This window comes from Aquibacillus salsiterrae (assembly GCF_028416595.1).
Classification (GTDB): domain Bacteria; phylum Bacillota; class Bacilli; order Bacillales; family Amphibacillaceae; genus Aquibacillus_A; species Aquibacillus_A salsiterrae.
The window spans coordinates 26,143-43,943 of the sequence record NZ_JAMQKC010000023.1 but is presented as its reverse complement, the minus strand read 5'-3'; the positions used below and the strand labels follow the sequence as shown (position 1 = coordinate 43,943).

General features: G+C 36.1%; 20 protein-coding genes. 12 read left to right on the top strand and 8 right to left on the bottom strand.

The annotated features are described in order from the left end of the window. Positions 1 to 244 precede the first annotated feature (244 nt). Positions 245 to 1,231 (bottom strand): NAD(P)/FAD-dependent oxidoreductase, encoded by a 987-nt coding sequence (locus tag NC799_RS15595; RefSeq protein ID WP_272447368.1) that lies wholly within the window; start codon positions 1,229 to 1,231, stop codon positions 245 to 247. 365 nt (positions 1,232 to 1,596) lie between these two features. Between NC799_RS15595 and NC799_RS15590 the strand changes: the two genes are divergently transcribed. From NC799_RS15590 to NC799_RS15580, 3 genes are all read left to right on the top strand, one after another. After that, positions 1,597 to 2,814: an NAD(P)/FAD-dependent oxidoreductase gene (locus NC799_RS15590; protein WP_272447367.1), complete on the top strand. Its 1,218-nt coding sequence runs from the start codon at positions 1,597 to 1,599 to the stop codon at positions 2,812 to 2,814. Positions 2,815 to 2,986: 172 nt separating this feature from the next. Beyond that, positions 2,987 to 3,298 (top strand): YuiB family protein, encoded by a 312-nt coding sequence (locus NC799_RS15585; RefSeq protein ID WP_272447366.1) that lies wholly within the window; start codon positions 2,987 to 2,989, stop codon positions 3,296 to 3,298. A 58-nt stretch (positions 3,299 to 3,356) separates the two neighbouring features. Then, positions 3,357 to 4,040 (top strand): 3D domain-containing protein, encoded by a 684-nt coding sequence (locus tag NC799_RS15580; protein ID WP_272447372.1) that lies wholly within the window; start codon positions 3,357 to 3,359, stop codon positions 4,038 to 4,040. Between the two features lie 190 nt (positions 4,041 to 4,230). Here NC799_RS15580 and NC799_RS15575 read toward each other — a convergent pair whose 3' ends face one another. The 3 genes from NC799_RS15575 to deoD all read right to left on the bottom strand — a co-directional run bounded on the left by NC799_RS15575 (position 4,231) and on the right by deoD (position 6,102). Beyond that, positions 4,231 to 4,707, bottom strand: coding sequence for a divergent PAP2 family protein (locus NC799_RS15575; protein ID WP_272447365.1), 477 nt, complete (start codon positions 4,705 to 4,707; stop codon positions 4,231 to 4,233). A gap of 118 nt (positions 4,708 to 4,825) precedes the next feature. Then, positions 4,826 to 5,167 (bottom strand): YuzC family spore coat inner layer protein, encoded by a 342-nt coding sequence (locus NC799_RS15570; RefSeq protein WP_272447364.1) that lies wholly within the window; start codon positions 5,165 to 5,167, stop codon positions 4,826 to 4,828. A gap of 227 nt (positions 5,168 to 5,394) precedes the next feature. Further along, positions 5,395 to 6,102 carry a purine-nucleoside phosphorylase gene (gene deoD / locus NC799_RS15565; RefSeq protein ID WP_272447363.1) on the bottom strand — a complete coding sequence of 236 codons (708 nt, stop codon included), beginning with the start codon at positions 6,100 to 6,102 and terminating at the stop codon, positions 5,395 to 5,397. 271 nt (positions 6,103 to 6,373) lie between these two features. On the opposite strand from deoD, the gene NC799_RS15560 reads away from it, so the two are divergent. The 3 genes from NC799_RS15560 to NC799_RS15550 all read left to right on the top strand — a co-directional run bounded on the left by NC799_RS15560 (position 6,374) and on the right by NC799_RS15550 (position 8,481). Further along, a complete protein-coding gene (locus NC799_RS15560) occupies positions 6,374 to 6,637 on the top strand; it encodes a phosphocarrier protein HPr (protein WP_272447362.1) in 264 nt (87 codons plus the stop codon). Between the two features lie 172 nt (positions 6,638 to 6,809). Then, complete coding sequence (locus NC799_RS15555) at positions 6,810 to 7,298, top strand: cation:proton antiporter regulatory subunit (RefSeq protein ID WP_272447361.1); 489 nt, start codon at positions 6,810 to 6,812, stop codon at positions 7,296 to 7,298. A gap of 7 nt (positions 7,299 to 7,305) precedes the next feature. Continuing rightward, entirely contained in the window at positions 7,306 to 8,481 is a 1,176-nt protein-coding gene (locus NC799_RS15550) for a cation:proton antiporter (protein ID WP_272447360.1), read from the top strand. A 397-nt stretch (positions 8,482 to 8,878) separates the two neighbouring features. Here the strand turns inward: NC799_RS15550 and kapB are convergent, their stop codons facing one another. After that, positions 8,879 to 9,259, bottom strand: coding sequence for a kinase-associated lipoprotein KapB (gene kapB / locus NC799_RS15545; protein WP_272447359.1), 381 nt, complete (start codon positions 9,257 to 9,259; stop codon positions 8,879 to 8,881). Between the two features lie 98 nt (positions 9,260 to 9,357). Between kapB and NC799_RS15540 the strand changes: the two genes are divergently transcribed. Next, the gene (locus NC799_RS15540) at positions 9,358 to 9,543 is read left to right on the top strand and encodes a hypothetical protein (RefSeq protein WP_272447358.1); all 186 of its coding nucleotides are present in this window, start codon (positions 9,358 to 9,360) and stop codon (positions 9,541 to 9,543) included. Between the two features lie 258 nt (positions 9,544 to 9,801). Next, positions 9,802 to 10,377 carry a superoxide dismutase family protein gene (locus NC799_RS15535; RefSeq protein ID WP_272447357.1) on the top strand — a complete coding sequence of 192 codons (576 nt, stop codon included), beginning with the start codon at positions 9,802 to 9,804 and terminating at the stop codon, positions 10,375 to 10,377. A gap of 45 nt (positions 10,378 to 10,422) precedes the next feature. Here the strand turns inward: NC799_RS15535 and NC799_RS15530 are convergent, their stop codons facing one another. Next, positions 10,423 to 11,583 (bottom strand): MalY/PatB family protein, encoded by a 1,161-nt coding sequence (locus NC799_RS15530; RefSeq protein ID WP_272447356.1) that lies wholly within the window; start codon positions 11,581 to 11,583, stop codon positions 10,423 to 10,425. Between the two features lie 58 nt (positions 11,584 to 11,641). Then, positions 11,642 to 12,472 (bottom strand): alpha/beta fold hydrolase, encoded by an 831-nt coding sequence (locus NC799_RS15525; protein ID WP_272447355.1) that lies wholly within the window; start codon positions 12,470 to 12,472, stop codon positions 11,642 to 11,644. 515 nt (positions 12,473 to 12,987) lie between these two features. On the opposite strand from NC799_RS15525, the gene yugI reads away from it, so the two are divergent. The 3 genes from yugI (at position 12,988) to NC799_RS15510 (ending at position 15,597) form a co-directional block, all read left to right on the top strand. Beyond that, a complete protein-coding gene (yugI, locus tag NC799_RS15520; RefSeq protein WP_272447354.1) occupies positions 12,988 to 13,395 on the top strand; it encodes a S1 domain-containing post-transcriptional regulator GSP13 in 408 nt (135 codons plus the stop codon). 219 nt (positions 13,396 to 13,614) lie between these two features. Beyond that, positions 13,615 to 14,961: a glucose-6-phosphate isomerase gene (locus tag NC799_RS15515; protein WP_272447353.1), complete on the top strand. Its 1,347-nt coding sequence runs from the start codon at positions 13,615 to 13,617 to the stop codon at positions 14,959 to 14,961. A gap of 234 nt (positions 14,962 to 15,195) precedes the next feature. Further along, positions 15,196 to 15,597: a YugN-like family protein gene (locus NC799_RS15510; protein WP_272447352.1), complete on the top strand. Its 402-nt coding sequence runs from the start codon at positions 15,196 to 15,198 to the stop codon at positions 15,595 to 15,597. On the opposite strand, the gene NC799_RS15505 is transcribed toward NC799_RS15510, so the two are convergent. Then, entirely contained in the window at positions 15,586 to 16,587 is a 1,002-nt protein-coding gene (locus NC799_RS15505) for a potassium channel family protein (protein ID WP_272447351.1), read from the bottom strand. The genes NC799_RS15510 and NC799_RS15505 overlap by 12 nt on opposite strands. A gap of 153 nt (positions 16,588 to 16,740) precedes the next feature. Here NC799_RS15505 and NC799_RS15500 point away from each other — a divergent pair, with 153 nt between their 5' ends. Next, positions 16,741 to 17,799 carry a M20/M25/M40 family metallo-hydrolase gene (locus NC799_RS15500; protein ID WP_272447350.1) on the top strand — a complete coding sequence of 353 codons (1,059 nt, stop codon included), beginning with the start codon at positions 16,741 to 16,743 and terminating at the stop codon, positions 17,797 to 17,799. The last annotated feature ends 2 nt before the right edge of the window (positions 17,800 to 17,801 follow it).

The following is a 17,801-nucleotide window of genomic DNA, read 5'->3' as shown; positions in this document are numbered from 1 at the left end:
TTATTTGTCTAGCTACAGCGCCTACCCCCTCGAGTCGTAAGTCAATCCTCTACATGGCAAAGACCGCCATTACGAGGCTTGTCTTACGCTTTTCAGGGGTGACCAAGGCGCTTTCGCTTTTCTTATTTGTCTAGCTACAGCGCCTACCCCCTCGAGTCGTAAGTCAATCCTCTACATGGCAAAGACCGCCATTACGAGGCTTGTCTTACGCTTTTCAGGGGTGACCAAGGCGCTTTCGCTTTTCTTATTCAAACATGCTTGTTGAATGTTTTGGTTGTACTCTTGCTGCTGGGTCAATAAATGCTTTGGCATTATTAATTGCTGTTGGTCCTTCGCCAAATCCAGAAGCAATCAGGTTTACTTTACCTGGATACGTACATATATCACCAGCAGCATAAATGCCTGGAATGTTAGTCTCCATTTTAGAATTGACAACAATGCTATTTTTTTCAATTTCTAATCCCCAATTTTTGATCGGTCCTAAAGAAGAAATAAATCCGTAGTTTACTAATACAGCATCCGCGTCAACCACGACTTCTCTTTCTCCTTTTACTTCTTTTAATTTTACTTGGTCAATTTTACCAGAGCCAATTAATTCTTCTGGTACAAAAGGAGTCATAATATTTACAGTTGAATTCATCAAATTGTTAACACTGTGTTCGTGAGCTCTAAATTTGTCCCGACGGTGAACAAGTGTAACTTCTTTAGCAATCGGTTCAAGCATCATTGCCCAGTCTACTGCTGAATCTCCACCACCAAATAAGACAACTTTTTTATCTTTGAATTGATTCATATCTGAAACAAAATAGTGAAGGTTCTTGTCTTCAAAGGTTGAAGCGCCTTCAACTGCTAATTTCCTAGGTTCAAATGCACCATTACCAGCAGTAATGATAACCGCCTTCGTCAAATGGGTTGTACCATTCGTAGTTAATTTTAAGGTTGACTCATCGATACGCTCAATGGATTCTACAGACTCATTTAAAACGATAGTTGGTTTAAACATATCTGATTGTTCTTTAAGGTTATCGACGAGCTCCTGGGCACGAATTTTTGGGAATCCAGCAATATCATAAATGTATTTTTCTGGATATAGGGCACTTAATTGACCGCCAATTTGTGGCAAGCTTTCGATTATTTTGACACTAGCGTCCCTTAATCCACCATAAAATGCAGTGAACAAGCCAACTGGACCAGCGCCTATAATGGTAATATCGTATATCTGATCTGACATAATAATTCCCCCTATATTTAGATTCTATATTTAATATAAAATGTTTAGTAATAACTCCTTATTGTTAGACAAAACGTAAAGCCTTTATCATCTAACAACGTTCCTATTTTATCATAACTTTTCCTAATAGTTGAAACTAACAGTTTTAATATAACAATTCATCTAATATTTAGAATATTTACAAAACACCGAAAAGGGTTGAAAATTGTCAAAAAAACATCTAAGATATGTCATGTAGGTCAAATATCATTACACGAGTTAAGTCTATTGTTTTACGTGAAAAACATCACGAAGTTTTTATGCTCTTATTTTAAGTTATCAAATTTAAGGCTTATAAATTATAAAACTAATTGGAAGTGATAAAAATGAATAAACCAAAAATAGTAATTCTTGGTGCTGGTTATGGTGGACTCACTACAACGGTGAAACTGCAGAAAAGACTAGGCGTAAATGATGCACACATTACATTGGTAAATAAAAATGATTACCATTACGAATCTACATGGTTGCATGAAAATGCAGCGGGGACATTGCACCATGACAGAAGCAGGTTCAGAATAAAAGATGTAATAGATACCGGAAAAGTAAACTTTATCCAAGATACGGTGACAGAAATTAAACCGGACGATAATAAGGTGATTTTAGAGAACGGCGAGTTATATTACGATTACTTAGTAGTTGCATTAGGATTTGAAGCAGCAACCTTTGGTATTCCCGGTTTGCTTGAAAATGCCTTTACCATAGGAAATATTAATCAATCACGATTGATTAGGCAGCATATCGAATATAATTTTGCCCTGTATAACAATGAACAAGAAAAGAAACAAGAACGATTAAATATTGTCGTCGGTGGTGCTGGATTTACCGGTATCGAGTTTTTGGGTGAATTAGCAAACCGAGTTCCAGAGCTTTGCAAGGAATATGACATCGATCCAAAGTTGGTTCGCATTATTTGCGTTGAAGCAGCACCAACGATATTGCCTGGTTTTGATCCACAATTAGTTGAGTATGCTTTAAATTCGTTGGAGGCTAGAGGGGTAGAATTCAAGGTTGGTGCAATGTTAAAAGAATGTACACCTGAGGGAATTGTAATAGAAAAAGACGGGGAAAAAGAAGAAATTCCTACTCTAACAACGATTTGGGCTGCTGGTGTTCGAGCAAATAGTCTTGTTGAAAAATCAGGCCTTGAACATAACCGTGGAAAAGTAGAAGTTAAGCCAGATTTACGAGCGCCTTCCCATGACAATGTGTTCGTTGTGGGTGATTGTGCACTAATTTGGAATAAGGAAACAGAAAGACCTTATCCACCAACTGCTCAAATTGCTATGCAGGAAGCAGATGTTTGTGCGCATAATTTGTCTACCCTAATTAGTGGTGGCGGTGAAATCCATGAATTTGCATTTAATAATATGGGTACAGTTGCTTCTTTGGGGCATGGGGACGCAATTGGAGTCATTCTCGGTGATAAGAAAATTTTCGGTTGGACAGCAGCCTTTATGAAAAAAGTGATTGACAATCGTGCCCTATATAAAATTGGTGGAATTGGACTCGTCCTTAAAAAAGGCAAATTCGACATTTTCTAAAGTTTAAAAGAAAAGAGACTAAGACACTCTGATCTTTTAGGTGAACAAAAAGCAAAGATGCAACATCTCTTTGCTTTTTGTTATGTTCCTTTTCGTTAGAACACTTGCGCTTTTTTTATCCTCATACTAGAATGGAGTATGATTTAGAAGACATTTAAAAGGGAGAAAGTAGATGCTGCAGTTTATTGTATCAATCGTATTGTTTTTCGTTCTGTTTTTTGGCATATCTTTTATACTTAATATGTTGTTAAGGAAAACATGGATTATGTCCTTTGTTTATCCAATTATCGTGCTATTAATTGTCGACGATTTTCCTGTATCCAACTATTTTAGTGATCCTATAACTTCGATTAGTTCAGTATGGAATAAATTTTTCATTTTGACTACAATGGATGTCTTTATCCTTCTGTTTGGTTTTATCGGGACACTTACTTCAGGCTTTGTTATTCGTATGTTAAGGAAAAACGGATATAGAATGTTTTAACCATGTATAATTTCGCTACATAATGGACAAGATGACACCCAGAGAGGTGTTGTCATTTATTATGAGAACTTATTCAGTTTTGCGAAGATTTTTTATTACCCTATTGTTTCTTGGAGCGTTATATACGACAGTAACATCAGTTTCTAATGTTTCGGCAGTAGATGTAAAAAATAGTTATTTTGGGAAAGAAAGTCAACTTGTATTTTCTAATAATGACTTACCATTAAAGCAGGTTAAATCGTTCAAAAAGGCTTTATATCCTGAAGAAGCCAAAGCAACCTATATCGCTAGCCGAAAAGTTGATAAACCTGAAACAATCGAGGAAGTTGTCGATTTCGAACAATACCCAAAGGAAATGGTTACGGCAACAGGTTATACAGCAGGGATAGAATCAACTGGAAAGACAACTGATCACCCTGAATATGGGATTACCTATTCGGGTGTTAAGGTGAAAAGGGATTTATATTCTACGATTGCTGCCGATTTAGATGTCTTTCCGCTTGGTACGATTTTGTTTATACCGGGCTATGGTTACGGTGTTGTAGCTGATAAAGGTTCTGCGATAAATGGGCGTAAAATCGATTTATATTTCCCGACTGTAGAAGATGTTTATCAAGAATGGGGCAAAAAGCAATTAGAGGTATATGTTATTAAAAAAGGAAACGGTAAGCTGACGGAAGAGGTACTTACTGATTTAAATGAAACAGAGGCACTTCAAGTGTTCAGAGAACAATATAAATAATAATCAAAAAACCATCACTCGTTGTTAAAAACGAATCGATGGTTTTTTTAAAATGAAATGAAAGTATAAAAAAATCCAAAAGCTGTCTAGCTCCGGGCGCTTTTCTTAGGGTTAAATTTTCGGAAATAGTTACTGTCTACTCAAATCGCCTAGCCTATTGGTCTTTAGATTTTTGATCGGAAAAACTCATTTAATTAAATAATGGAAAAATTAAAAAGGCGATCAGCACACCTGTTAAACCACCAAAAAAGACTTCAATTGGTTCATGACCAAGTAACTCCTTTAACTCCTTACGTTTTTGATATTCTCCTTTTTTTGACCAAACCTTTGCTTCTTCAATAAAGTAATGAAAATCTTTTACTAACATGTTTAATAGAACAGCTTGTTCTCCAGCCTGTCTTCTAACACCTGATGCATCAAACATAATAATGATACTAAAAATTGCAGAAACAGCAAATATACCGGATGAAACACCATGTTCTATTCCGATACCTGTGGTAACTGCGGCTACCGCTGCAGAATGACTACTAGGCATCCCACCTGTACTAAAGGCTAGTCCAGGTTTAAACTCTTTTGTGGCAATAAACGCGATAGGAATTTTAACTAACTGGGCAAATAGGATACCAATTAGTGCAGCCCAAAGTGGAAAATTAGAAAATAAACCCAAACCAAATACATCCTTTCTGACAACAAGTTTCTTGCACAATTGATGTGAAGACAAATTTTATTGAATTATATCATAGTTGAGAAAGGAATAGGCAAAAAATTGCTATAAATTAGTAAACTTACCTCCACCGCAGAGATAGTGATACCTTCGCTTGATTTTGTTCATTCGTTTGTATGGTGATTTTAATTCCATCTGGATTATAGATAACATCAACAGTCTGGTCAATTCCTATTTCTTTGAGTAGTTGTTTGACTTTATTTGTTTCCGATTTTTGTGCTGCATCCATAACGGAAAAGGCGAATGAGTTAGAGCTAGTTATTTTCTCAACAATTTTATTTGCTTGACTAATTAATGTATGTGATTTACTTGCAGACTGCTGAAATAAACTGGTGTCTACTTCGGGAAAGCTCGGAGCCCGGTTTAGAGAATAGTAGGGGAAATGATTATGTTGTTGATACATTTGTTACACTCCTTTCTTCTTTAACATATGAAAAGCAAAAGGATAGGTGCATCCTTGTTGTTCGGGAAAACAAAAAAACTGTTTGTATGAACAAACAGTTTTTTACCTGAAACGAGAAGAGCTCTTTATAAAAAAGTTTAAGAAAATACAGAGAGGTCTATTCCGCATCTTAATTCCTTGTTTTTCTTAAAAGATAAAAACATCCAAGCAAGGCGCTTGCGCTTTTCTTATTTAATCGAAGTTTCTAGGGCGACTTCAATCATGTCATTAAATGTTGTTTGTCTTTCTTCGGCACTTGTTTCTTCACCAGTAAGTACGTGGTCTGAAACAGTCAAGACAGATAATGCTCGTCTATTATATTTCGCTGCTAATGTGTAAAGAGCTGTTGTTTCCATTTCGACTGCTAACACGTTGTACCGGGCTAGCAGTTCAAATAATTCTTTACCGTTGTCACGATAAAAGCTATCGCTAGTAAATACATTCCCAACTTTTAAATTTAACCCCTTTTCAACCCCGGTGTCATAGGCTGTTTTTAATAGGTTAAAATCTGCCGGTGGCGCATAATCAATGCCACCAAAAACCATTCGATTCATTTGTGAATCTGTGGTTGATGTAGATGCTAAAATTACATCTCTAACCTTTACATCTTGTTGCAGTGCACCACATGTACCGACACGTATAAGTTTTTGAACATCGTAACTTTGGATCAATTCATTAACATAGATAGAAACGGAAGGTATACCCATCCCAGTCCCTTGAACAGAAATCTTTTCTCCTTTATATGTACCTGTGTAACCATACATTCCTCGAACTTCATTATAACAAAATACATTTTCGAGAAACGTTTCTGCAATATATTTAGCTCTTAGTGGATCTCCCGGTAATAATATTTTGTCAGCAACATCGCCTTTTTTTGCGCCAATATGAACACTCATCTTCACTTTAACCTCCTTATAGGTTTTTATTTAAACTAAAAGTATCATAACCAAGAGATGAATACAAATTGTCAAGGCGTATATATTTTGTTGAAATTATAATAATAAGAGGGATAAAATTCTTTAAAAGTGCTTTCTTTTTTGTTTCACCTTGTCACTATTTCGTATATAATTATAATTAGTTAGTTATTTCACATATCTTGGATATACCATTATTCGATACATGATATCGACATAACTGTTTGGATTTGAAAAGGGAGGATTTATTAAAATGAGAGAAAAGAAATTCGCTATTACTGATGAAACTGGAATTCATGCACGACCTGCTACATTGCTTGTTAATAAGGCTGGACAATATGAATCACATATTGAGGTTCACTATAATGGGAAAGCGGTTAATTTGAAGTCAATAATGGGTGTCATGTCTTTAGGTGTACCTAAAGGTGCTGAAATCACAGTCACAGTTGAGGGAACAGATGAGGAGCAAGCACTCCAAGGGATAGAAGAAGTAATTAAAGCACATCTAGGTGAGTAAATAGAGCGATAAGTGGTTGTCACTGACTTTACATGACCCACATCAATCGTATTTTATAATTTCCTGACAATAAAAAAAGCTAGAAAGCTAATAAGTTTTCTAGCTTTTTATGTTTTTTGAAAATTTTTTCATGAATGTATTAAATTTATACTAAATAGAGGTGTTGCATGTTATGCATGTATCCGTATCACAATTACCGGGGATTGGGCAAAAGATTTCCTTGAAAACAGCTGAGGACAGTATGTTGGTTGTCATTGTCCATCACACTGGGAAACGAGAGTTGTATTTTTTTGAAGATGCCGATAATGATGAGGCAGATTTTGCTATGGATTTAACGGCAGATGAAACAAGAGAACTAGGTGCCCAATTGTTAGGGGCCACCTATCAACCTGTCCATGCAGATCAATTGAAAATGTTTAAAAAGCAAATAGTTATCGATTATATAACACTTACTGACAAATCCACACTTGCAAATAAATCGTTAGAGGACTCAGAAATCAGAAATAAGACAGGAGCAACAGTAATTGGAATTGTTCAAGGTGATGAAATGATAGCCATTCCGGATGTCAGTAGGAAGTTGATTCCTGGTGACGTATTAATGTCAATTGGTAAAAAGGAGCAAATTGCCGCTTTAGAATCGCTATGTAAAGGAGAGGAATGATCCTATTTTGTTCAGTGAATTTCCGACCTTGCTCGGCACAGGGTTAGTCTTGCTCGGTATTTTTTATTTAGGTTTTTTAAGTTTAAAAATTAATTTTCCGAGTGTTATTTTGTACATCCTCTTTGGTGTTATGATTGGGGATTGGCTGAGTGATAACAAGTTATTACATTTTGCTAGCGAAATTGGAATTGTGTTGTTGTTTTTTATTTTAGGTTTAGAATTTAGTATAAGTAGGTTGGGCTCGATTGCCAAAAAGGTGTGGCCAGCTGGACTATTAGATGTGTTTTTATGCCTTGGGATGTCGATGCTCATTTCTGTTGGGTTTGGTTTGGATCTTTTTAGTTCTTTTGTTATCGGTTCAATCACGTATGCAACAAGCTCATCGATTACTGCTAAGTTACTTGATGATCGTAGTCGGATGGCTAATACAGAAACAGAGTATATTCTTGCTATTTTAATTTTTGAGGATTTAATTGCTCCGATTCTAATTGCTATCATCATTGGGATTAATGTCAGCGGTTCGTTTCAAATGACAGATGTGCTACTTATTGCTGGCAAAATTGTTACTCTCGTTGCGGTAGCGATTTTTCTTGGAAAAGTTACTTTGAAATATGCAGATACTTTACTTGATAAAATTGCTGACGAGGATTTTAAAATAGCTCTATTAATTGGAGTTGCTATTTCATTTGGTGGACTGGCATTATACTTAGGACTATCAGAGGTGTTAGGGGCGTTTTTAGCGGGGATGATGTTAGCTGAAATAGGTAGAATTGAACGCGTGGAACATACGGTTATACCGGTTCGTGATTTAATGCTCCCAACTTTTTTTGTATATTTTGGGACTACAATTGAATTTGGGAATGGCCTTCCTTTGCCGGTGTTATTAGCTTCACTTATTGTATGGTCTCTTATTAGTAAGGTTTTAGTTGGTATTATTGGTGGAAGGTGGTATGGGCTCTCTAAAAAGGTTTCGCTCAGAGCTGGGTTGTCTTTGTGTGCTAGAGGTGAGTTTTCCGTCGTAATAGCAAGTGTTGCGACAGGAACGTTAAAAATCTTTGGTGGAATTTATGTCATTATTATTGCCTTTATTGGAATGCTGTTATTTGAACAAGCACCAAAAATCACCAATAAATTTTATCCGAAAAAGACTAAAAATAAAAACTTAAGAGTTCCAGGCTCATAAAGCTGTTGTATTCACAATTTGATTTTTGTTACTAGTAATGTCGCAGTAGATCAAAATACGCCCTAGTGAATTTTTTCTGACATGATTGGAACGGTGCGACTGTGCCTGGAGCTCAAACTCATTGGATAAGGAAAAATCACTTAACCGAGTCCGAATGCAAATATTTTATATGTGTAAAAACAAAAACGACACTTTTCATTAAGCTGAACTCAAATCTGTCGATAATTGGGGGCTTCATCGACACTTTTTATTAATCTGAACTTAATTCTGTCGATGATTGGGGCCCTCATCAACAGAATTTATTAATCTAAACTCAAATGTGTTGATAACTAGGGGCTTCATCGACAGAATTTATTAATTTGAACTCAAATGTGTTACTATCTGTTAGATATACAGTTTATCGAAAGTACTGTTCTTTTAATTGGCTTAAGTTTGCTAATGCCTGTTGATTGAATTTAGACTCTTGTTTTAATAATTTGTTTTCAAGTACTTCAACTGCTTCCTTCAATGAATCAATATAACTTGGGATTTCCTCTTCAAAGGGATGAACGGCAGATTTTGATACATTCATCTTTTCTTGATAGCTTAAAGCTTTTCTTTGATGAAAAAATACATCCTCTGTTTGGCCGTAATTGTGGATATCACCTTGCAACGGGTGTTTTACCACTGCTAGAACTTTCACAAGATAGTTTTTACCGCGATCTTCCATCACCTCTCCGATGTATGTCCCTGATTTATAATGTGCTTTAACGATTTGACCAATTTTTGCATTGTCCATGGGTGTACCCTCCTTGCTATAATCATGCCAAATAGTATGTTTTTATACAAGTTTTCCAACTTTTTTTGTTATAATTGTACAAGAAGGAAGTGATTAGAATGATGGATTTTTTATATTTTCCGGACGACAAGTCCGAATATATTCCAGCTGTGATTAGTTTAAGCTTATTCGTAATTGGTTCTATTGTTACCATGTATTTATTCCAACGTAGTTCTAAGAAAGAAGCAGAGCAGACAGAAGCAAAATATAATAAAACCAATACGAACTTTAAACCACCAAGGTGAAAAATAGGGATGCAGTCGTTGAGGTAGTTTTTCTTATTTTGAGAAAAAAGACATAGAAGCGTTTCCTAGGAGTCGGACAAGGGTTGGATTTTGCCAAATCAATTGTCCGATTATTTTTTTGTTGACGAACAGTTATGATGATTAAAATTATTCAAAAACTATATGCATGAAAGATATATGTCGCCTAAGTAGCTCCACATTTAAATAATACCTTTTGGACATACTACTGGTATAGTATGTGGAAGGGAGAAGATGATCATGAAAAAATTCATCCTCGTTGTATTGGCAAACCTTCTTTTTATCGTTTCGTGTAGTGCTCAGGAGCGTTCCCCAATTCAAATTGACATGTACAATGCAGATGGTGATTCTATCGGAACTGCGACGCTATCTGAGCAAGTGGATGGCGTAAAGATGAAAGCATCGGTAGAGGGGCTAGAACCAGGTTTACATGGCATTCATGTTCATGAGTTTCCAAAATGTGAAGGTCCTGATTTTAAATCAGCTGGTAATCACTTGAATCCACAAGGAAAAGAGCATGGGTTGATGCATCCTAAGGGTGCACATTTAGGTGATTTACCTAATATAGAGGTCGGAGCAGATGGTACTGCAGAAGTTGATTTAACCGTTAATGGCGCAACACTGTTAGAAGGTAAAAATTCCCTATTAAAAAATGATGGTAGCTCTTTAGTTATTCATGAGAAACAGGATGATGGTGCTAGTCAACCTGCTGGTGAATCGGGACAAAGAGTGGCTTGTGGTACCATTTCATTATCAGAGTCAAATAATTCACAGTCACCAACAGACCCTACCCAATCAAATGAAGAAGAAGAATAATACAAAAAGAGGTAGTGCACCTATTATGGGGCACTACCTCTTCGATTATTTTCCTAATGCGGTTAAGAGTCTTTTCATTCCGTTTTTAACTGTGTCAGGTGGACAGGCGATATTCAGCCTCATAAATCCTTCCCCTTCTTGACCAAATGTTATGCCATCGTTTAATCCCAGTTTAGCTTGTTCAATCATGAATTTTTTTAATTGTTCGTGGTCTAATCCCATATTTCTACAGTCCATCCAAATCAAATATGTTCCTTGTGGTTCAATAACGTTAATTTCTTCCACATTTGCTAATGCGTTCGTAACGATAGTTTTGTTTTCTTCAAGTATATTTATTAGCTCATTTAACCATTGTTCACCGGTTTGGTAGGCAACTTGCATAGCAACAAGGCCCATCGTATTTAAATAGTTAATTCCATGTTTTTCAAATTGCTTTTTCAAATTGTCACGTAATTGCTTATTAGGTGTAAAGGCAAATGATGCTTGTAAGCCAGCAAGGTTAAATGTTTTCGTTGGTGACATACATGTTACTGTTTGATGATTAATTTCGTTTGATAAAGCCCCGATTGGAATATGTTTATTATTATGATAAATTAAATCAGCATGGATTTCATCAGAAATAATGGTTACATGATTGGCGATACATAACTCTGCCATTTTCCGTAATTCTTCTTCTGTCCATACCCTGCCAACAGGATTATGAGGATTACATAAGATAAATAAACTTACATGTTTAATTTTTTCAGCAAAATCATCAAAATCAATACTATACTGGTTATCTTTTAACATGAGCGGATTTGTAACTAAAGTTCGGTCGTGCTTTTTTATTACATCATAGAATGGAGGATACACGGGTGTTTGGATTAGTACACGATCATTAGGACGGGTAAGGGCTTCAATCGCTGCGTGAAGCGTCGGAATCACCCCTGGACTATAAACTAACCAAGAAGCCTTTATTTCCCACCGATGCCTCCGTGTAATCCAATCAATTATCGAACTATGAACGGAGGTATCTGTGTAGGTATAACCAAAAATCCCGTGTTCTGCCCGTTCCGTAAGCGCCTCTTTAACAGTAAAAGGTGTCTCGAAATCCATATCAGCAACCCACATTGGTAGTACCTCGCTTGAACCATAAATAGAGGATGCTAGATCCCATTTTACTGAGTTTGTACCTCGACGATTTATCTCTTTCTTAAATGAACCCACAACAAAACCCCTCTCCACTTACTCATTCTATTATAGAAAACATCAGTAAAACGGAAAACTATTTAGTCTTTAACAAGTGATAAAGCATCCACTCACAAATTTGGTTTGGAGTTTCTTCTGGTAGTAAATGACCAGCATTATTAAATGAAATAAATGAAGCAGAGGGTAAGTCTTTTAACAGTTGGTATCCTGTTGAAATGGGAATAATTTCATCTTGTTTTCCCCAAAACAATAATGTTTTCGTTTCTATATTACGTAACATGGACGGAGATAAGTCCCCTTCCCGGTCTCTGATCATTTTTGTCATACACAAATAAATTTTGCGATCTAGAAATGGTTGTTTGTATTGCTTCAGCATATGATTGGTTATCAGTGATTCATTAGATAGACTTTGCCTTAGCATCTCGAAAACACCCTTTCTTTTTAGTAATCGTCTAAGTATTTTTGGGAATAGTGGAAAAAGACTAAGAAGATAACTTAGGCGATCTGCTTTTACAAGGTAACTGGAGGGGGAAAGCAGTATTAGACTTTTAACTCTATTCCCATGACCGTAAGCACATCGTAACGCTACTTGTCCACCCATTGAGTGACCAGCAAGATGCGCTTTATCTATCGAGTGATAGTTCATAAATTCAATGACGAGATCAGCCATATTTTGGTAAGAATATTCAAAACTAGTCTTCCGATCACTCATACCAAATGGTGGGATATCAAGGGTGTATATATTAAAATGTTGTTTTAAGTGTGGAATCATTTTTCTAAAACTAAACTGACAAGATAAAAAACCGTGGAGGAATATAAGAAATGGTTTGTTTTGGTTTGTTAGGAATTGTTGATAACAAATATTGCTTCCTTTGTATATCATCCATTTATTTTCCACGTGTTCCATTAAAGACCCCTCCTAAAATCCTGTAAGTTGTAGCTTATCACAATTGATATGTTCTTATTCTTGAGTTAAGAGAGCATTTAAATAAGAATAGCTCAGGGTGCCCGGAGCTAGACAGCACTTGCATTTTTTATACTTTCTTATTTTACAAAAAAAAAGCAAAGCCAATTGCTTTGCTTTTTACAGGGGGAATACGAGAAAGTCTTACGTTAATAGGTATAACCAATTTCGTCCTAGTTTAAACATTTTTTTTGAAAAGATAAAAGTAAATGCAAAAGTGGGTAACATCCAGTGATAATGCCTGCTAGTCTACCAAGGAGCGACTTCTCGCTTTTTTGATTTTTCATTAAACTTTTAGAGGGAAAATGTTTATTGATTATTCTTTCTTTTGCCTAATATTAAGTAGTTATGTTAAAATTAATAATTGCGTATAATGGAAAGTTAATTAGCCTAACAAAATAGATAGGGTAATGGAAGCTTTTTAGCTAATAAAACAAAATATCTGGGAGTTGTTTAACATGGTAGAAAAGATTACCGAAGGTCAAGTATTAGAAGGAAAAGTAACTGGAATTCAACCATATGGTGCGTTTGTAGCGCTTAATGATGAAATTCAAGGATTAGTTCATATTTCAGAAGTGACACATGGTTTTGTAACGGATATTAATGAGTTTCTTTCAGTAGGCGATGTGGTTCAAGTAAAAGTATTGTCTGTTGATGAAAATAAAAACAAATATTCTTTATCCATTCGTGCAACCCAAGAACCACCACAACAACAAGAAGCACCAAAGCCAAAGCGTCCACGTAATAACCAAAAACAGCCAGTTCAACAACAAAGCAGCAATGAGGCTGGGTTTAATACACTTAAGGATAAACTCGACGAGTGGATAAAGCAATCTGAAAATCGTGAAAGCATCTATAGAAGCTAAAATAGAAGCTAAAATAAAAATCTTCCCAAGTTTGGGGAGATTTTTTTTCATAAATAAAAAATATTCATTTCGTTAAATCTATTTGAAAATCCACCATTCATAGGCATTTGTGCGTATTGTGTGTACATGAATAGTGTGAGTTCGTTCAGTTGTTCACTTGATTTCTTTGATTGAATTGGGTTACATTAATAGTGATACTTTAATGGAGGGGAATTGATTATGACTCACGTTCGATTTGAATATGAAAAAGCGTTAGCATTTTTTGGTGAACATGAGCTAGACTACATGAAAGAACCAGTAAAACTAGCGCATCAAGCAATACATAACAACACTGGCGCAGGAAGTGATTTTTTAGGCTGGGTCAATCTTCCAGAAGATTATGATAAAGAGGAATTTGACCGAATCAAAAAGTCTGCTGAAAAAATTAAAGCGGATACCGACGTCCTGCTTGTGATTGGTATTGGTGGTTCTTATTTAGGGGCTAGGGCTGCTATTGAAATGTTAAATCATTCGTTTTACAATATTTTACCTTCTGATCAAAGAAAGACACCACAAGTGCTGTTTGTTGGTAATAATATTAGCTCGACTTATATGAATGATTTATTTGATGTACTAAAGGATAAGGATGTTTCTGTTAACGTTATTTCTAAGAGTGGTACGACAACAGAACCGGCAATTGCATTCCGTATTTTCCGTAAATTCCTTGAAGAGAAGTATGGGGTAGAGGAAGCAAAGGGTCGGATATATGCGACAACGGATAAAGCAAAAGGTGCCTTGAAAACGTTAGCTAACGAAGAAGGATATGAAAGTTTTGTTATTCCTGATGATGTTGGTGGCCGCTATTCTGTGTTAACTGCTGTTGGTTTACTTCCTATTGCTGTGAGCGGTGTGGATATTGACGTGATGATGCAAGGAGCGAAGCGAGCCCAAGTTGATTTTGCTGAAGAAGATTTAGCAAACAATCCTGCTTATCAATATGCTGCAGTACGAAACATTCTTTACAATAAAGGAAAAACAATTGAAATGCTTATTAATTATGAGCCTGCATTGCAGTATTTTGCTGAGTGGTGGAAACAGTTATTTGGCGAGAGTGAAGGAAAAGACTATAAAGGGATTTATCCTTCCTCTGCAAACTTTTCTACTGATTTGCATTCCCTTGGCCAATATGTTCAAGAAGGTCGTAGAGACATATTTGAGACAGTACTACATGTGGAAGAGCCAAAATCAAATATAACTTTAGAAAAAGAAGACCAAGATTTAGATGGATTAAATTATTTGGCTGGGAAAACAATTGATTTTGTTAATGAGAAGGCTTATCAAGGCACGATGCTAGCTCATACAGATGGACAAGTTCCTAATTTAATTGTTCACCTACCTAAGTTAGATGCATTTACGTTTGGCTATGTCGTTTATTTCTTTGAAAAAGCATGTGCAATTAGTGGATACTTATTAGGTGTTAATCCATTTGACCAACCTGGTGTAGAAGCGTATAAGAAAAATATGTTTGCTTTATTAGGAAAACCAGGTTTTGAAGAAGAGAAACAGACGCTAGAAAAACGTTTGTAATAGGCGACTGCTTCTATAAGACTGTGACTAGAACAAAAGCGCAGGGAGCCTTGGTAGACCCCGAGGCGCTCGAGCTAGACAGCCTTTGGATTTTTTATGCTGTCTTATCTGTTTAAAAAAAGCTTAGCACGTTTTTAGTGCTAAGCTTTTTTTCGATTTATTTGGATTCGACATAATAGGTGGCATACTTATTTTTTATTGGGGAAAAGTACAATAAAAAAGGAGTTTTACTTTATGGTTCCAGTTCAGTCGCAATTAGAAAATCGTGTTTTTCCCTTATATGAGTTAGAGAAGCAGCTTAAGCCATTAGGCTATGTTGTTGGTGGGAGCTGGGATTACAATGAAGGCTCCATTGACTATAAAATGGCTGATGATGAAGGATATCAGTTCATTCGAATCCCGTTTAAAACGGAAGAGGGGTCCTTGGATGCACCTGGTGCGATTGTGAGATTAGGGCAGCCTTACGTTCTAACCCACAAATACCAACCAGATGTAGAAGACCACGCAGATAATGGTGTTTTCCAAGGGTCTGTTAACCAATTCCAATCGCCGATAGATTCTGATGCTGATGTTCCACAAAAATATGTGGAAAAAGGCAAACGTTTAATTGAACAAGTGGAACAGTTATTGTTCTAGCGAAGTTAATACAATTAATTCATCCTGTTTATCTAAAACAGTTGTAAAAGGAGGGTTTACAAGTAACTCTCCTTTTTTAATGATTCCTATCAATAATTGTTCTGTTTGAATAAAGTAATCCAAGCATTGTAAAAATGTTGTACCGATTATTTCGTTAGGGACATTGATTTTTTTGAATTGTTGGCTTGATAACACTTGCAAGAGAATATCAAAATGGTGGACATCTGTATCCCTGAAGAGTTCCTGAAAGAACAATGTACTCATGAAGTCGTTTGACCTAACAATTGTATTAGCCCCAGCTCTTAACGCATTTGTTTTCTGCTCTTCTGTTAAAATTTCAGTGATAATCGTAATTGATGGGCTATTACCTCTAATTGCAACTGTGGAAAGGATACTCTGTTGATCAGCCTGATTTTCGACCTTTGTCGGGTCAGAAGTAATTATGGCAGAGCATGCTTTACTAATATTAGCTTTTTGCAAAATGTCATCCTCAGTAGAATCTCCTCTAATGAAATGGATATCGAGGTTATTCTCTGGTAATGCAGTCAATGTCTTATCGATTAAGACGACAGCTTTTTTTATCTGTTTATCTGAAAACATTTGTATCAGTTGCTTCGTTCGTTGATTCCACCCAATTAAGACTATGTGATTCTTCCCCTTATAGGTAATTTCTCCTTTGGATAAACTATTCTCAAACTTGACCGTTTTTGCTGATATCGTTGCCATATAGAAGGTTACTACTCCACCACCAGATAAAATTAATAGGATCGTTAACACCTTCCCTGTAGTGCTAGACGGTACATAATCTCCGTAACCTACTGTTGAACCTGTAACAAATGCCCACCAAACACCATCAAAAACTGACGGAAATTGGTTGGGCTCAATCATGTGGATAATTAAACCAAAACTAATCATTAAGATCATAACAGTCAGTAGCAAACGGAGTAGTATTGGGATGCGAAAATAATAGTATTTAAAACGATACATCATTGTTATTCACCTTTTTGTTATTAATTATAGTAAGAAAACTAAAATCTGCGCTTTTGTTCCTAGTATAGACAAATAAGTGTTGATAAAATCAGATGTTATACGATTAGAATTGATTTTTGGTATGATATTAGTTAGATAAAGGAGGCATACATTATGAAACTAACCAATCAAGATTTTTTAATGCAATTATTAAAAACACCATCACCTTCGAGTATGGAAATGACTATTCAAAAAACGTGGATTAACTATGTGCAAACATTTGCTGAAGAAATAATAACAGACAATGCCGGAAATGCAATTGGTGTAATTAATAAAGACGCTCCTTTTAAAGTCCTGTTAGCAGGGCACTGTGACGAGATAGCACTAGTTATTAACCGGATTGATGATCAAGGCTATTTGTATTTTGATAAAATGGGAGGAATTAATCCGAAAGCTGCTATCGGGATGAAAGTAGAGGTACTTGGTTTTAATAAAAAAATTACCGGTGTAATAGGTGTTAATGCTCAACACCATGGCGGAATTAAAAATGACTTTGGTTTAGAAGATTTATTTATTGATTGTGGTGCACAATCCAAAAAGGAGATAGAAGATTTCGTGCAAATAGGGGATTTGGCAGTCTACAAGCGATACCCGGAAATTTTGATGGACCGTTATATTGCGGGTAGGGGGTTAGATAATCGAACTGGTGCGTTTATTGTTGCGGAAGTTTTACGGCAATTGTCGCAAAAATCAATAAATGTTGGGGTCTATGCAGCAAGCACAGTAAATGAGGAAACAAATATGGGGGGAGCTTATTTCGCTGCAGCTGGTATTAACCCGACAATGGCAATTGCCTGTGATGTTACATTTGCCACAGACTACCCCGGTGTGAACAAAAACAAATATGGCGATGTCCGGTTAGAAGGAGGACCTGTTCTCGCAAAAGGGGCACCGATTAACATAAAAATGAATAGGCTATTAGAACAAACCGCGAAAAAACTAAAAATGAATGTTCAATATGAGTTAACTTCACGAAACACAGGGACAGATGCAGACCGCATGAGGCTAACAGGTAACGGTGTTCCAGTAAGTTTGGTTTCATTGCCTCTTAGGTATATGCATTCACCTGTTGAGACGGCAAGCATAAAAGATATTTCTGAAGAAATAGAGTTACTTGTTACGATGATTGAAACCTTAAGTGGAACGGAAAGCTTAAATCCATTAGATGATTAATT

Excerpts from the sequence above, each read along its gene's own strand:
- NC799_RS15570 (WP_272447364.1), bottom strand. The coding sequence starts at position 5,167 with ATGTATCAACAACATAATCATTTCCCCTACTATTCTCTAAACCGGGCT.
- NC799_RS15590 (WP_272447367.1), top strand. The coding sequence starts at position 1,597 with ATGAATAAACCAAAAATAGTAATTCTTGGTGCTGGTTATGGTGGACTC.
- NC799_RS15540 (WP_272447358.1), top strand. The coding sequence starts at position 9,358 with ATGATGGATTTTTTATATTTTCCGGACGACAAGTCCGAATATATTCCA.
- NC799_RS15500 (WP_272447350.1), top strand. The coding sequence starts at position 16,741 with ATGAAACTAACCAATCAAGATTTTTTAATGCAATTATTAAAAACACCA.
- NC799_RS15555 (WP_272447361.1), top strand. The coding sequence starts at position 6,810 with ATGCATGTATCCGTATCACAATTACCGGGGATTGGGCAAAAGATTTCC.
- yugI (WP_272447354.1), top strand. The coding sequence starts at position 12,988 with ATGGTAGAAAAGATTACCGAAGGTCAAGTATTAGAAGGAAAAGTAACT.
- NC799_RS15510 (WP_272447352.1), top strand. The coding sequence starts at position 15,196 with ATGGTTCCAGTTCAGTCGCAATTAGAAAATCGTGTTTTTCCCTTATAT.
- NC799_RS15585 (WP_272447366.1), top strand. The coding sequence starts at position 2,987 with ATGCTGCAGTTTATTGTATCAATCGTATTGTTTTTCGTTCTGTTTTTT.
- NC799_RS15595 (WP_272447368.1), bottom strand. The coding sequence starts at position 1,231 with ATGTCAGATCAGATATACGATATTACCATTATAGGCGCTGGTCCAGTT.
- NC799_RS15560 (WP_272447362.1), top strand. The coding sequence starts at position 6,374 with ATGAGAGAAAAGAAATTCGCTATTACTGATGAAACTGGAATTCATGCA.
- deoD (WP_272447363.1), bottom strand. The coding sequence starts at position 6,102 with ATGAGTGTTCATATTGGCGCAAAAAAAGGCGATGTTGCTGACAAAATA.
- NC799_RS15505 (WP_272447351.1), bottom strand. The coding sequence starts at position 16,587 with ATGATGTATCGTTTTAAATACTATTATTTTCGCATCCCAATACTACTC.
- NC799_RS15525 (WP_272447355.1), bottom strand. The coding sequence starts at position 12,472 with ATGGAACACGTGGAAAATAAATGGATGATATACAAAGGAAGCAATATT.
- NC799_RS15535 (WP_272447357.1), top strand. The coding sequence starts at position 9,802 with ATGAAAAAATTCATCCTCGTTGTATTGGCAAACCTTCTTTTTATCGTT.
- NC799_RS15515 (WP_272447353.1), top strand. The coding sequence starts at position 13,615 with ATGACTCACGTTCGATTTGAATATGAAAAAGCGTTAGCATTTTTTGGT.
- kapB (WP_272447359.1), bottom strand. The coding sequence starts at position 9,259 with ATGGACAATGCAAAAATTGGTCAAATCGTTAAAGCACATTATAAATCA.